This window comes from Pelomonas nitida (genome assembly GCF_043555975.1).
GTDB classification, from domain to species: Bacteria; Pseudomonadota; Gammaproteobacteria; order Burkholderiales; family Burkholderiaceae_C; genus Pelomonas; species Pelomonas nitida.
The window spans coordinates 514,536-528,927 of the sequence record NZ_JBIGIA010000001.1; the positions used below are offsets into that span (position 1 = coordinate 514,536).

12 protein-coding genes are annotated in these 14,392 nt (G+C 69.3%); 7 read left to right on the top strand and 5 right to left on the bottom strand.

The window, feature by feature from the left end; translation table 11 throughout:
* Positions 1-44: 44 nt before the first annotated feature.
* Both ACG00X_RS02265 and ACG00X_RS02270 read right to left on the bottom strand, forming a co-directional pair.
* The gene (locus ACG00X_RS02265) at positions 45-1,739 is read right to left on the bottom strand and encodes a M20/M25/M40 family metallo-hydrolase (RefSeq protein ID WP_394486299.1); all 1,695 of its coding nucleotides are present in this window, start codon (positions 1,737-1,739) and stop codon (positions 45-47) included.
* A gap of 130 nt (positions 1,740-1,869) precedes the next feature.
* A complete protein-coding gene (locus ACG00X_RS02270) occupies positions 1,870-3,189 on the bottom strand; it encodes a leucine-rich repeat-containing protein kinase family protein (RefSeq protein ID WP_394486300.1) in 1,320 nt (439 codons plus the stop codon).
* Between the two features lie 195 nt (positions 3,190-3,384).
* Between ACG00X_RS02270 and ACG00X_RS02275 the strand changes: the two genes are divergently transcribed.
* The 7 genes from ACG00X_RS02275 to ACG00X_RS02305 all read left to right on the top strand — a co-directional run bounded on the left by ACG00X_RS02275 (position 3,385) and on the right by ACG00X_RS02305 (position 10,763).
* Positions 3,385-4,227, top strand: a complete 843-nt coding sequence (locus ACG00X_RS02275; protein ID WP_394486301.1) for an HDOD domain-containing protein — start codon at positions 3,385-3,387, stop codon at positions 4,225-4,227.
* A 229-nt stretch (positions 4,228-4,456) separates the two neighbouring features.
* The gene (locus tag ACG00X_RS02280; protein WP_394486302.1) at positions 4,457-7,225 is read left to right on the top strand and encodes a M16 family metallopeptidase; all 2,769 of its coding nucleotides are present in this window, start codon (positions 4,457-4,459) and stop codon (positions 7,223-7,225) included.
* Between the two features lie 141 nt (positions 7,226-7,366).
* Positions 7,367-7,792 carry a VOC family protein gene (locus ACG00X_RS02285; protein ID WP_394486303.1) on the top strand — a complete coding sequence of 142 codons (426 nt, stop codon included), beginning with the start codon at positions 7,367-7,369 and terminating at the stop codon, positions 7,790-7,792.
* Positions 7,793-7,943: 151 nt separating this feature from the next.
* Complete coding sequence (locus ACG00X_RS02290) at positions 7,944-8,462, top strand: hypothetical protein (protein WP_394486304.1); 519 nt, start codon at positions 7,944-7,946, stop codon at positions 8,460-8,462.
* 8 nt (positions 8,463-8,470) lie between these two features.
* Complete coding sequence (locus ACG00X_RS02295; RefSeq protein WP_394486305.1) at positions 8,471-9,019, top strand: hypothetical protein; 549 nt, start codon at positions 8,471-8,473, stop codon at positions 9,017-9,019.
* The gene (locus ACG00X_RS02300) at positions 9,016-9,642 is read left to right on the top strand and encodes a glutathione S-transferase (protein WP_394486306.1); all 627 of its coding nucleotides are present in this window, start codon (positions 9,016-9,018) and stop codon (positions 9,640-9,642) included. The genes ACG00X_RS02295 and ACG00X_RS02300 overlap by 4 nt, the downstream gene beginning before the upstream one ends.
* Complete coding sequence (locus ACG00X_RS02305; protein ID WP_394486307.1) at positions 9,642-10,763, top strand: patatin-like phospholipase family protein; 1,122 nt, start codon at positions 9,642-9,644, stop codon at positions 10,761-10,763. The genes ACG00X_RS02300 and ACG00X_RS02305 overlap by 1 nt, the downstream gene beginning before the upstream one ends.
* Positions 10,764-10,797: 34 nt before the next feature.
* On the opposite strand, the gene ACG00X_RS02310 is transcribed toward ACG00X_RS02305, so the two are convergent.
* The 3 genes from ACG00X_RS02310 to folD form a co-directional block, all read right to left on the bottom strand.
* Positions 10,798-11,313 (bottom strand): DUF1697 domain-containing protein, encoded by a 516-nt coding sequence (locus ACG00X_RS02310; protein ID WP_394486308.1) that lies wholly within the window; start codon positions 11,311-11,313, stop codon positions 10,798-10,800.
* 5 nt (positions 11,314-11,318) lie between these two features.
* Positions 11,319-13,310, bottom strand: coding sequence for a M3 family metallopeptidase (locus ACG00X_RS02315; RefSeq protein WP_394486309.1), 1,992 nt, complete (start codon positions 13,308-13,310; stop codon positions 11,319-11,321).
* A 210-nt stretch (positions 13,311-13,520) separates the two neighbouring features.
* The gene (folD, locus tag ACG00X_RS02320; RefSeq protein WP_394486310.1) at positions 13,521-14,375 is read right to left on the bottom strand and encodes a bifunctional methylenetetrahydrofolate dehydrogenase/methenyltetrahydrofolate cyclohydrolase FolD; all 855 of its coding nucleotides are present in this window, start codon (positions 14,373-14,375) and stop codon (positions 13,521-13,523) included.
* Between the last annotated feature and the right edge of the window lie 17 nt (positions 14,376-14,392).

The following is a 14,392-nucleotide window of genomic DNA, read 5'->3' on the forward strand; positions in this document are numbered from 1 at the left end:
CGGCAGGGCCGGCACGGCAGAGCGTTGCGTGGTTCGCGCCGGCTTCAGCCGCCCGTTGTCAGTTCGCTCAGCGCCTTGCGCTCCTTGGTGCGTTGACGCTTGTCCGCCTTCTGCTTGGCCTGCGCCTTTTCATCGGCGCTCGGTTCGGCGGGCATGGGCTTGCGGGGCAGCCGCGCGTCCGCGATGGCCGCGTTGTAGACCAGCGTGGCCAGCACCACGGCGGCCTGCTTCATGTCTTCCGGTACGGCGTGGTCGTAGGAGTCCACATGTGTGTGGTGCAGCCGCGTGTTGTAGTCCAGCGGGTCCTGGATGAACTGGAAGCCGGGCAGGCCCACCAGGTCGAACGACACATGGTCGGTGGACGACTTGGCGTTGTTGCTGATGACGCCTTCGCTGAGGTCGCTCACCTGCCCGAACCAGTCGGCGAAGCTGGCGCGGGCGGCGGTGTTGCCCTGCGTCGCGATGCCGCGCAGCTTGCCGCTGCCGTTGTCCACGTTGAAATAGACGGACAGCAGCTCGTGCTCCGGTAGCCGCGTGATGGGCCAGCCCGGGCTGCTCCACATCCAGCGTGGCTGGGCGCGCTCCTGCGGGTCGCTCGGTTTGGGGCGGCTGGCGAAGTGTTGCTCCACGTAGGCAGCCGAGCCCAGCAGGCCCTGCTCCTCGCCGGTCCACAGGCCGATGCGGATGGTGCGCCGGGGCTGCAGGCCGATGGTCTTCAGGATGCGGATGGCCTCCATCGTGATGGCCACGCCCGCCGCGTTGTCGACACCGCCGGTGGCGCCGTGCCAGGAGTCGAGATGGGCGCCCAGCATGACGATTTCCGGCTTGTCGCCGGTGCCGGGAATCTCGGCGATGGTGTTGTGGGCGTTGACGTCGTCGTCGTGGAACCTGGCGTCCACGTTGAACGCGATGTGCGGCGTTTCGCCGCGCTCCAGCATGCGTGCGAGCAGGTTGTAGTGCTCGACACCCAGCATCAGCGCCGGCACGGGGAAGGTCTTGCCCACGCGGTGGTTCTGGCCCATGACGCGGATCAGGCCACCGTCCCATGAGCTGCGGAACAACGCGCCGCGCACCTTCTCCTCTTTCAGAAAGGCCATGCGTGCCTCGTTGAAGGCGTTGGCCCTGCGGCGCTGCGCGATGGCGTCCTGCGGTGGCGGGGCGTCACTGGCCGGTGCCTTCAGGTCGAAGTTCTTCATCTCGGCCAGCTCGGCCGCCGAGTAGCGCTTGGAGATCTCGCGGTGCGGCTCTTCGCTGTCGGTGGGCTCGTCGAGCATCACCACCTTGTCCTTGAGGCGGCCGCGGTAGTTCTGCAGTTCGGCGGTGGTCATGGCATCCAGGTAGATGACATCGGCCTCCACCGGCCCGGGCGTGGCCGGCGTCCACGCCAGCGGGATGGCCATCAGCGAGGTCTTGCGCGGGGACAGCAAGTCGATGCTGGCCTTGTCGTAGGTCCAGCCGCGCCCGAACTCATAGGCCTCCAGGTGCGCATGGCTCAGCCCCCAGCCCTTCAGCTGCGCGAGCGTCCAGCGGTTGGCCTCGCGCATCTGCGGCGAATTCGTCAGGCGTGGGCCGATGCGGTCGGTCAGGTGTTGCAGCGTCTGCATGACCTGGGAATGGTTGAAGCCCTGGTCGCGGATGGCGTTGAGCAGCTCGGGGTCGGGCTTGGCCGCCCAGAGCGCGCCAGGCAACAGCAGGCCGGCGACAACCAGCAGGCGGGGAAAAGGCTTGAACTTGGGCATCGACGGGGCTGCAGTGGCGCGCGAGTGCGACGGAAGCGGCGCAGTCTAGTGACACGACTGCAGGGTGCCGTTCGTCAGTCAGGGTATTGCCTGGGTCGGTGGCCGCGAGCCTGTCGCAGCTGCCCGTGGCTCAGACGGGCGGTATCGCGGCCAAGGCGAGAGCCAGCTCGTCGGCCGTCGGGCGCTGGCGGGCGTCGGGCTGCAGGCAGCGTTGCGCCAGCGTCGCCAGCGCATGGCCTGGTGCGGTGCGTGGGCTGGCTGCGCCTGCCAGCTCTGCCAGCTCTTCCAGCAGGCAGCCCAGCGCGCGCACGTCCAGTGCTCGCAGCCGCGCCGCCTGCGCCGCGGGTACGGCAGCCAGGAACGACGCGGCGCCGAAGTCGCCCAGCCGAGCCTGCCCCTGGCCGTCGTGGAGGATGTTGTGGGCATACAGGTCGCCGTGCGTGAGCCCACGCGCGTGCAGGTGCGCCAGCGCGGCAGCCATGGAGCTCGCAATGCCCAGCGCCGCGCTGATGGGCAGCGGCTGCGCCAAGGCGTAGACGTCGCGCGTGCACGAGGCCAGGCTCGGCGGGCCCGCCAGTACGCGGAACTCCGGCCCGATCAACGGCATCAGCAGCCCGTCGGCACCACCGGGGTGCCCGGCGAGCCGGGCCAGTGCTGGGATCAGCCCGGCGTGCGTGCCGGCCTGCAGGCACGCGGCCAGCTCCGTGCTGGGCAGGCCGTCGCTGGTGACCTCGCCTTTGAACACCTTCAGGGCCAGTTGTCGCCCATCCGGCAAGCCGACGCGGTGGATATGCCCCGACGCGCCTTCGCCCAGCAGCGCCTGCACCTCGAGTTGTTGCCAGGCCTGCGTCGGCAACGGGGCCTGCGCCAGCGCCCGGGCCTCGTGCCCGGCGCTGAAAGGGTTGCCGCCATGGGCGAGCCAGGTCAGGCGCGGCAGTGCCAGCAGCCAGTCGGGCAGGGCGTCGAGCTGGTTGGCCGAGATGCGCAGCAGTTCCAGCCGTTCGCAGGCGGCCATCGTGGCGGGCAGGGCGCGCAGCCGGTTGCCGGCCAGCGCCACTTTCTGCAGCCGGGGCCGCCGGCCCAACTCGTCGGGCAGGCTGGCGATGCGGTTGTCGGTGAGGATCAGCCAGCGCAGTCGTGGCGGCAGCGCCGCCGCGGGCACCTCGACGATCTGGTTGGCCTTGAAGCCCACCATCTCCAGCGCGGCGCAGCGCCCGAGCACCTCGGGCAGTCGGGTGAAGCGGTTGTCGGAGCAGAAGATGACGCGCAGCCGGTGCAGCCGGGGCAGTTCGTTGGGCAGGTCTTCCAGCGCATTGCCCGACAGGTCCAGCACTTCCAGCGTGTCGGCCAGCGTGTAGACCTCGGGCGGCAGTTCGCGCAGGCCGGCGCGCAGCGTGAGGCGCTGGGCGCCCACCAGGGCGCCGCTTCGAAGTTGATCGAGGGAATTCAAACGCGGATCTTTCAGGAGGCGCAGCATCGCCATCGACGGCGGGGCCGCAAGACGGGCCGCCGTGCGCCTTGCACGCCGGCTCGTGCGGCGGATTTTATGAACCCGGCCGAGTGCGTTCATTCATGCGCCTGCTGACGAGACCTCAGCGCGCAAGGCCGCAGGCCGGTAGCATTGCGCATCTGCTGCGAGGTGCGCATGAAACTCGAAGACCTGCTCGCGACCGATGCCACGATCCCTTCGTTGCCCGAGGTCGTCAACCAGATCCTTGTCGAACTGCAGAAGGAAGAGCCCGATCTGCGGCGGGTCAACGACTTGTTGACCCACGAAGGCGGTCTGACGCTGCGCATCCTGCGCCTGGTCAACTCTGCGCGCTACAGCACCGGCACCGATCGCATCGGCTCCATCGAAGTCGCAACAGCCCGCCTGGGCATGAAGGCTACGCGGGAGACGGTGCAGGCTGCGGCCGTGGGCGGCGTCTTCAAAGGGGTGCCGGGTGTTGACCTGGTGGAGTTCTGGCGCCACAGCCTGGACGTGGCCAAGATCGCGCAGTCGTTGGCCGAGGACCTGCGGCTCGACCCCGTGCTGGCGTTCACGGCGGGCTTGCTGCATGGCACGGGAGACCTGATCCTGAAGATGGCGATGCCCGACCGGCCCAGCGTGCAGCCCGAGTTCTACACCGACGACGGCAGGTATGCCGCTCAGCTGGCCGACCTGGGCTACGCCTACCCGGAGGTGGGGGCCGCCTTCGCCCGCAAGTGGCAGTTCCCCGGCGAGGTCGTCGACGCCATCCATCACCAGTGCGAGCCGCAGGAGTCGCCCGACCCGACGCTGTCCAGCGTGTTGTTCCTGGCCTGCTGGACCGCGCGCGTGCACGAACTCGACATCGACGGCACGGCGATGTTCGATGCACTGCCGCGCGATGTGGCCCAGTCCATCGGCCTGAACGATGTCGAGCGCCTGTGCGACGGCGATGTCATTCCCTGGACGCCGGCCGACGAGGCCCGCGATTTCATCCCCGGTGGAGGCGGCACGGCATAGCGCCTGCTCGCGTCGGGTAACAGGCCCAGCGGCCGCGGCCATCGGCATCGAGCGGCGCTGCGCCACGCCGAGGCGCGCTGCAGGCGACTCGCTGCTGTGGCCGGGAGGCCGCGGCTGTGGCAGGCGCCCTTCGCGTGCTTGGAAAGGTCGTTTCGGGTGACCACGCGCGGTGCGGTCAGAATCGCCGCCTGAACAACGCGACCGGCGCAGCCGGCCCCTGGAGACCTGAATGAATTTTCCTTGCATCGGCCTGCTGCTGTCCTGCCTGCTGACGGCGGGTTTGGTGGGAGCGCCGACCCCGGCTGCCGCCGTTTCACCTGCGAAGGCCACCGTGGTGGCCACGGCGCCCGCGCTGGTGCGCGAACTCGGTGGCATCGAGGAGTACCGGCTTCCCAACGGCCTGCAGGTGCTGCTGTTCCCGGACTCGACGCAGACCACCACCACCGTCAACATCACCTATCGCGTCGGCAGCCGGCATGAGGCGCCGGGTGAATACGGCATGGCCCACCTGCTGGAGCACATGTTGTTCATGGGCACGCAGCGCCAGCGCGACATCAAGGGGGCCATGGCCCGCTTGGCCGTCCGCTACAACGGCACGACGACGGTCGACCGCACGAACTACTTCGCCAGCTTCAATGCCAATGCGGACACGCTCGCCTTCCTGCTGGACCTGGAGGCCGACCGCATGGTGGGCAGCCTCGTCGCCAAGGCCGATCTCGACAAGGAGATGACGGTGGTGCGCAACGAGTTCGAGCGCGGCGAGGACCAGCCCTTTGCCGTGCTGAGGCAGCGCGTGAACGCCGCCGCCTTCGCCTGGCACCCCTACGGCCACGCCACCATCGGCCCGCGCAGCGACATCGAGAACGTGCCCATCGAGAAGCTGCAGGCCTTCTACAAGCGCTACTACCGGCCCGACAACGCGACGCTGCTGATCGCCGGCCAGTTCGACAAGGCGGCGACGCTGGCGCTCATCGGCCAGCGGTTTGGTGCGCTGCGCCGCCCGGAGGCGCCGCTGCCGCAGCCCTACACGGTGGAACCGGCGCAGGACGGTGAGCGCACGGTGACCGTGCGCCGTGTGGGCGGGCAGCCCATCTTGCTGGCCAATTACCACGTGCCTGCCGTCACCCACCCGGACACGCCGGCCCTCATCGTCTACGGCCTGTTGATGAGCCTGCAGCCCAGCGGCCAGCTCTACAAGCAGCTGGTGGAGCCCAAGCTGGCGGTGGCGGCGGGACTGGGCGGCATGGGCGGCGTGGACCCCGGCACGGCGAGCGTCTATGTGCTGCTGCCGCCTGACGCCGACCTGGCCAAGGTCGAGGCCCAGCTGCTGGACCTCGCGGAAGGGCGCAGCGCCCGGCCCTTCGACGACAGCGAACTCGCGCGTGTGCGCGACATCGCCGTCAACGGTTATCGCCAGCAGATGAAGAACCCCGAGGCGCTGATCCAGCAGATCTCGGGCCTCATCGCGGCCGGCGACTGGCGCTTGCTGTTCCAGCTGATGGAAGACATCCCCAAGGTCACGCTGGCCGATGTGGAGCGCGTGCGCGCCGCCTACTTCAAGCCCGCCAACCGGACGCTGGGGCGCTACCTGCCTGCCGCTGCCGTCGAGCGTGTGGAAATCCCCGTCGCACCGACGCTGGATCAGCGCCTGGCCGACCTGAAGGGGCCACCGAAGGTGGAAGAGGGCGAGCTGCTGGAGCCCGTGCCGCCCGTGCTGGAGACGCGCATGCGCCGCACCGTGCTGCCCAGCGGCATCCAGCTGCACACGCTGAACAAGCGCACCCGTGGCAACACCGTCGTGTTGCAGATGCAGCTGCGCTGGGGCGAACGCGCCGCCACCTTCGCGCGCCATGGCACCGGCATGGTGGGCCAGCTGATGGACGAAGGCAGCGCAGGCTTCAGCAAGCAGCAGCTGCAGGATGCACTCATCAAGCTGCGCGCCAACCTGTCGGTCGCCAGCCACGACCAGGGCGCCACCGTCTACCTCAGTGCGGAACGCGACACCTTGCTGCCGGCGCTGCTCGTCGCGGCCGATGCGCTGCGCCGGCCGTTGTTGCCGCAGGACGCCTTCGATCGCAACCTCAAGGCGGCCATCGCGAGCCTCGACGCGTCACGGCAGGAGCCGAGCGTGCTGCGCCTGGCGGCCACGCGAGGGCACTACAACAAGGCCCGCGGCGTCTCGCTGGGCGACCCGGACTACACGATGAGTGTGGACGAGCGCATCGCCGAGCTGAAGGCCACGACGCTGGACGACGTGAAGCGCTTCTACGCCGACTACTGGAGCGCCGACGATGCCATCGTCAGTGTGGTCGGCCAGCTGCCGGACGGCCTGGCCGCCGAGATCGAGCGGCTGTTCGGTGACTGGAAGAAGCCGACGGCGCCACGCTTTGTTCGCCATATTCCCCGCCATGTCGACGTGCCACCGGCGCGCTTCGAGGCCATCGCGCGCGACAAGGCCAACGCCATCGTCAGGCTGAACGTGCCGCTGCCGTTGAACGGTGAGGACGCCGACTACCCGGCGCTGGAACTGGCCGTGCACATCTTCGGTGGGGGCGGGCTGGAGAGCCGCCTGTCGGAGCGGGTGCGGCAGAAGGAAGGCCTGACCTACGGCATCGGCGCGTCGCTGGAGGCGAGCCACTGGGGCACGGTCGGCAGCTTCAGCATCCAGGGCAGCTATGCGCCGGACAAGCGCGACCGCGTCATCGCCGTCGTGCAGGAAGAGGTGGCGCGCATGAGTGCCGAGGGTGTCACGGCCGCTGAGCTGGCGCGCGCGAAGAAGGACATCCTCGAGGGCCGCCGGCAGGGCCGTGCCGACACCAGCACGCTGGCCGGCAGCATCGGCGGCATGGCCGACCGCGGCGAGACCTGGAGCGCCGTGCAGCAGCGCGACGACGCGCTGTCCGCCGTCACCGTCGAGCAGGCCAACGCCGCCTGGCGCAAGTACATCAAGGGCGAGAACTTCATCATCTCCACGGCGGGCGACTTCAAGGCGCCATGAGCTGCAGCCGCTCGTCCAACGAATAGCTTGGACGACCCGCCGGGCGGATGCTGATGGGCCAGGCATCGAGCCGCGCGCTGATCGGCGGGCGTGGCCGCGCTAGAGTGCTGACCTTCTTCCCTCGGCCCCAGGAGACCCGCCATGAAGATCGAGCCCTATCTGTTCTTCGACGGGCGCTGCGAAGAGGCCATCGAGTTCTACAAGCAGGCGCTGGGGGCCAAGGTGGAGTTCCTGATGCGCAACGCCGAGAGCCCCGAGCCGCCGCCACCCGGTGCGCTGCCGCCGGGCTCGGAGAACAAGATCATGCATGCCTCGCTGCAAATCGGCGGCGCGCTGGTCATGATGTCTGACGGCCTGTGTGGCGGCGACACGGCCTTCAAGGGCTTCTCGCTGTCGCTGGACTGCCCCGATGCCGACTCGGCCCGCGAGGCCTTCGCCGCGCTGGCCGACGGCGGCCAGATCCATGTGCCGCTGGGCAAGACCTTCTGGGCGCCGCTGTTCGGCATGGTCAACGACCGCTTCGGCGTGGGCTGGATGGTGGGCGTTTCGGAAGGCGCGGCGAAGTGACGGCCGCCGACGCCGTATGGCCGCCCGAGGGCGGCGGGCTCCCGCTTGGCGGGAGTGAGCCCGGACCTGCAATGCCCCTGCGGGCATTGCAAGCCTGGCGAACGCCTGTCCGCTCTGACGTTCAGGCAGCGCGAAGCGCGAAGGGTGCCTCATGATGCAGCTGCCTGCCCATCTGAGGGCTGATTGCTCGGCCTGCGCGGCGCTGTGCTGCGTGATTCCGCCGTTCGACGCCGTCCAGGGCTTCGGCTTCGACAAGCCGGCCGAGACGCCGTGCCAGCATCTGTGCGCCGACTTCCGCTGCGGCATCCACACCGATCTCGTGCCGCGCGGCTTCGAAGGCTGCGTGGCCTTCGACTGTCTGGGCGCTGGCCAGCGGCTGACCGCCATGGCCGTCGCGCGCTTCGACAGCGCCGACTGGCGCCACCGCAGCGACGTGGCGCGCTGGCTGTTCGCCGCCTACCCGCGGGTCCGCGAAGTGCAGGAGTGGATCGCGCGCTTGCACCTGGCTGCTAAGGTTGCGGGTTTGGGCGAGCTGCAGACGCTGGCGGACGAACTCGAGGCCGAGTCGTCGCGCTGGCCGGACTGGACGGCGGACGAGCATGGCGCGTGGCAGGCGCGCGTGCAGGCCGCGCTGGCGCCGCTCGCCCCGAACCGAATGACCCGGAATTGATGCAGACCATGGAATCCCCCAAGCCCGCCGCCCCGTCGGTGATCGCGTTGGCCGATGAACTCACCGGGCGGGGCTGGCGCCGCTCCCGCAAGGGCGCCCGCATTGCCGCCCTGGCGGTCTCGCTCGTCGCCGCCGTCGTCGTGTTCGGCTTGTTCAACCGCTTCGGCACGCCGCCGAAGGGCGAGGTGAAGCCCGAGCGTCAGTTGGTGGCGAGCGTCGACTTGAGCATCGGCAACCCGGTGGTGTCTGCCGAAAAAGGCGAAGCCCGGGCGCGCGCGGACATCGAAGCCGGCAAGCTGGAGCTGCACGTCTATGGCCCGGCGCCCAGCGAAGACGACAACGCCCAGGCCCGGCGCCTGAAGCAGCGCTACGGCATCACGCGGGTCTACAAGGGCAAGACGGGGCCGGAGGTCGCGCTGGCTTTTGCCGACGGCTACAACCGCGTCATGCGGGCCGAGATCGAGCGTCGCCACGGCCGCGAACTGGCGGACCGCCTGCTGCCCAGGCGCGACGCCGCCATGCCTGTCGCCGCGCCGGCATCCAAGGAAGCACCATGAAGCTCATCGGCATGCTCGACTCCCCGTTTGTGCGCCGCGTCGCGATCTCGATGCGGCTGCTGGGCCTGCCGTTCGAGCACGCGGCCGTGTCGGTGTTCCGCGGCTTCGACGAGTTCCAGCGCATCAACCCGGTCGTCAAGGCCCCTACGCTCGTGACCAACGACGGCAGCGTGCTGATGGACTCGACGCTGCTGCTGCAGTACGCCGAGGCACTGGCCGGCCGCAGCCTGTCGCCCGCCGACCCGGCCGCGCTGGTGCGCGAGCTGCGCCTCATCGGCCTGGCGCTGGCGGCCTGCGAGAAGACGGCCCAGATCGTCTACGAGCGCGGCCTGCGCCCGGCCGAGAAGCAGCATGCGCCCTGGCTGGAACGTGTCAGCGGCCAGCTGCAGGCCGCCTACCGCGCGCTGGATGACGAGCTGGCCGCGCAGCCGCTGGACGCCAGCGAGGGCGGCATCCGCCAGTCGGGCATCACGGTGGCCGTGGCCTGGCGCTTCACGCAGTTCATGCTGCCGGAGCTTGTGCCGGCCGACGGCTTCCCGCATCTGGCGGCCTACACGGCTACCGTCGAGCAACTGCCGGTGTTCCGCGCCATCCCTTGTGACGACTCGCTCCAGTTGAACTGATGGCCGCTCGCCGCCCACCGCAAACCGTCTACGTCTTCCAGGGCGGCGGCGCGCTGGGGGCTTACCAGGCCGGCTTCGTCGAGGCGCTGGAGAGTGCCGAGCTTCCGCCCGACTGGCTGGTTGGCACGTCCATCGGCGCCATCAATGCGGCGCTCATCGCCGGCAACGCGCCCGGCGACCGCCTGCAGGCGCTGCGCGCGTTCTGGGAGCGCGTGACGCGGCCGGCGTTTGCGCCGCACCTGCCGGTCAACCCCTTCCTGTCGCTGTGGCAGCAGGGCTTGCAGACCTGGCAGACGCTGGCCACCGGCATTCCCGGATTCTTCCGGCCGCGTGGGCCGCAGTCCTGGGACATGAACCGGCGTGCGCCGCTGAAGGAGCTGAGCTTCTACGACACTGCGCCGCTGGCCGAGACGCTGCGCGAGTTGGTCGATTTCGATCGCATCGCCGCTGCCGAGACGCGCCTGACCTTGTGTGCCGTCAACGTGCGCAGCGGTGAGCTGGCCCTGTTCGACAACCGCGACGGCCACACCCGCATCGGGCCCGAGCATGTCATGGCCAGCGGGGCCTTGCCGCCGGGCTTTGCGCCGGTGCAGATCGGCAAAGAGGCGTATTGGGACGGTGGCATCTACAGCAACACGCCGCTGGACGTCGTGCTCGACGATGCTGAACGCCGTGACACGCTGTGCTTCATGGTGGACTTGTGGGACGCCAGCGAGGCCGCGCCGCACACGATGGCCCAGGTGCTGACCCGCTACAAGGACATCCAGTACGCGAGCCGCATCATGGAGCACCTGGAAGACCACGAGCGCATGCAGAACCTGCGCCGGGCGCTGCGCCTGGTGGGCCGCAAGCTCGATGCGAAGACCGCGGGCGACCCGGCCGTGAAGGCGCTGCTCGCGTTGGGCTGCGATGCCCGCATCGACATCGTGCACCTCGTCATGCGGGCCTTGCCGGGCGAGGATTCCTGGCGCGACATCGACTTCAGCGACAAGCGGCTGCGCGCCCGCTGGACGACCGGGCTGAAGGACGGCCGGCGCATGCTGGCGCGCGCGCCCTGGCAAGCCCCGGCCCAGGAGGGCGTGGGCATGCGCGTGCACACGCTGGACGACGCGGACGCCTGACGCGGGTTGATGCCGTGCGGGGCGCGGCGTCGGTTCAGGCCTGGGCCAGTGCCTGGAGTTTGCCGACCGTGGCCCAGTTGCGCGTCGTGCCGGCTTCGCCGAGCCGCTTGAGCAGCGCCACGGCGGCCTTGCTCTCCAGGATGCCGTTGCCGCACCAGAGGTAGGCGGCGTGCGCCGTGACGACGTAGCGCTCGCCGCTGTCGGCCACGAGGCCTTGCACGGCCTGCAGCGCGGCGGCGTTGGCCGTGACGGCCACCAGCAGGCGGCTGGGGTCGTCGGCTTCGGGGATGGGCTGCTCGGCCGCGATGGCGGCCCATTCGTCGGCGGACTTCAGGATGATGGCCGCATCGACGCCGAGCCGCTCCGCAACCGTGGCGCGGAGTTTGTCGGCCGACAGCGCGCGCCTGACGTCGAAGACGGCGTTGCCGCTGTTGAGCAGCGTCGTGACCTGGGTGGCGCCCAGGTCGGTCAGCAAGGCCTTCAGGTCGGCCATGGCCAGGCGCTTGGCCTTGCCGACGTTGATGCCGCGCCACAGCGCCACCTGGCGCATGGCCGTCAGCCGCCCATGCCCTGGTGCCGCAGCAGCGCATCGATGCGCGGCTCGCGGCCCCGGAAGGCCTTGAAGTTGTCGATGGCGTCGCGTGCGCCGCCTTGCTCCAGCACCTCGCGCAGGAAGCGCTTGCCCGTTGCCGGGTTGAACACGCCTTCCTCCTCGAACGCGCTCCAGGCGTCGGCGCTCAGCAGCTCGGCCCACTTGTAGCTGTAATAGCCCGCCGCGTAGCCGCCCGCGAAGATGTGCGAGAAGCTGTGCTGGAAGCGGTTGAAGGGGGGCGGGATCAGCACGGCGACTTCGGCGCGGACGTCGTCCAGCACCTTCTGCACATGGCCTTCAGCGCCGGGCTCGGCGTGCAGCCGCATGTCGAACAGCGAGAACTCGATCTGGCGCAGCGTCATCAGGCCGCTCTGGAAGTTCTTGGCCGCGATCATCTTGTCGAACAGCTCGCGCGGCAGCGGCTCACCGCTGTCGACATGGCCGCTCAACTGGCAGAGGACGTCCCACTCCCAGCAGAAGTTCTCCATGAACTGGCTGGGCAGCTCGACGGCGTCCCACTCGACGCCGGAGATGCCCGACACGCCCAGGTCGTTCACCTGCGTCAGCATGTGGTGCAGGCCGTGGCCGAACTCGTGGAAGAGGGTGATGACGTCGTCGTGCGTCAGCAGCGCCGGCTTGTCGCCAACCGGTGACGCGAAGTTGCAGGTCAGCAGCGCGACGGGCGTCTGCTGCTCGCCCGTCGGCCGGAGCCAGCGGCTGCGCACTTCATCCATCCACGCCCCGGGACGCTTGCCATTGCGGGCGTAGAGGTCGAGATAGAACTGCGCAATGAGCTGACCATTGCGCTTCATCTCGTAGAACGTCACGGTCTCGTGCCAGACGGAGGCACTGGCCTGCGTGATGGAGACATCGAACAGCCGCTCGATGATCGAGAACAGGCCGGGCACGACCTTCGTCGCCGTGAAGTACTGCTTCACCGTCTGGTCGCTGAACGCGTAGCGGGCTTCCTTGAGCTTCTCGCTCCAGAAGGAGACGTCCCACGACTCCAGCGGCTGGCCCTTGGCGAACTCGCGCAGCTCGGCCAGGTCCTTCTCGGCGAACGGCCGCGCGCGTTTGGCGAGGTCGCGCAGGAAGGTCGTCACCTCGGCCGGCGTGGAGGCCATCTTGGGCGCCAGCGACACCTCGGCGAAGCTGGCATAGCCCAGCAGCTGCGCTTCTTCCTGCCGCAGCGCGACGATCTCGCGCATCGCGGCGGTGTTGTCCCACTCGGGCTTGCCTTGTTCGCTGGCGCGCGTCACGTAGGCGCGGTAGAGCTTCTCGCGCAGCGCGCGGTTCTCGGCGTACTGCATGACCGGCAGGTAGACCGGGAAGTGCAGCGTGAGCTTGTGGCCGCCGTCGTCGAGCCGGGTGGCGTCCAGCACGTCCTGCGGCACGCCGGCCAGCTCGTCGGTGCTGGCCACATAGCTCCAGCCGTCGGTGGCGTCCAGCACATGTTCGCTGAACTGCTGCTGCAGCTCGGCGCTGCGTTCCTGGATGGCGGCGTAGCGCTCGCGCGCCTGGCCTTGCAGCTCCGCGCCAGACAGCACGAAGTCCCGGATGGCGTGCTTGAGCACCTGCTGCCGCGCCACGCTCAGCGAAGCGCCCTGCGCGGCCATGACGGCCTTGTACTTCGCGAACAGTGCCTCGTTGGCACCCATCGCGGTGCTGAACTCGGTGACGACCGGCAGCATGGCGTTGTAGGCCTCGCGCAGCTCGGGTGTGTCGGCCACGGCATTGAGGTGGCCCACCGCATGCCAGGCGGTGCCCAGGCGCTCGGTGGCGGTGTCGAGGATGCGCGAGAGCGTGTCGTAGTCGGCCGGGGTCTCGGGCTGGGTCGCCTCGTCGAGCGCGGCCTGCGCCACCGCCAGCAGTTCGGTCATGGCGGGCTGCACATGCTCGGGCTGAATGGCCGCGAAGTCGGGCAGGGCGGCGGTGGAGAGGAGGGGGTTGTTCATTTCAGCCATGTGTTGAGTCTCGCGCAGATTTCAAGCCGGCCGCATCCCGGGTCGGTCATGGCGCGGCCGCCGTGGAGCCGGCCATGCCGGGCCACTGGCGGCGCCCCCTTGAGGGGGCTGAGGCCGGACACCAAGAGTCCTGAGTACTCTTGGTGCCTGCCGAAGGACAAAGCCTCCGGCTTCGGCGCGGCGAAGCCGGTGGGGGAGGGCTTAGCCTGCGGCTCGTTCCGCAGATTCGAGCGTATTGACGAGCAACATGGCAATCGTCATCGGGCCGACGCCGCCCGGCACGGGCGTGATCCAGCCGGCCACCTCTTTCACGCCATCGAAGTCCACATCGCCGCAGAGCTTGCCTTCGTCGTTGCGGTTCATGCCCACATCGATGACGACGGCGCCAGGCTTGACCATGTCGGCCGTCAGCACGTTGCGCTTGCCGACGGCGGCGACGATGACGTCGGCCTGGCGCGTCATCGCGGCGAGGTCGGCCGTGCCGCTGTGGCAGACGGTGACGGTGGCATTGGCCGCCAGCAGCATCAGCGCCATGGGCTTGCCGACAATGTTGCTGCGGCCGATGACGACGGCGTGCTTGCCCTTGAGGTTGCTCATGCCGATGCTCTCCAGCATCTTCATGCAGCCGTAGGGGGTGCAGGCCTTGAAGCCCGGCTCGCCCACCACCAGTGCGCCCGCGCTGGCGACGTGGAAGCCGTCGACATCCTTGGCTGGCGAGATGGATTCGATGACCTTGTGGTCGTCGATGTGCGCGGGCAGCGGCAGCTGCACGAGGATGCCGTGGATGCTGGGGTCGTTGTTTAGCGCGTCGACGCGCGCCAGCAGCTCGGCCTCGGTCATCGTCGCGTCGTACTTCTCCAGCACGGAGTGGATGCCGGCCTCCTCGCAGGCCTTGACCTTGTTGCGCACGTAGACCTGGCTGGCGGGGTTGTCGCCGACGAGGATGACGGCCAGGCCGGGCTGGCGGCCCTGCGCGGAGAGCGCGGCGGCGCGCGCGGCGACGTCGGCGCGGGTGGCCTTGGCCAGGGCGAGGCCGTCGATGAGTTGGGCGGTCATTGGAAACTCCTAAAAAC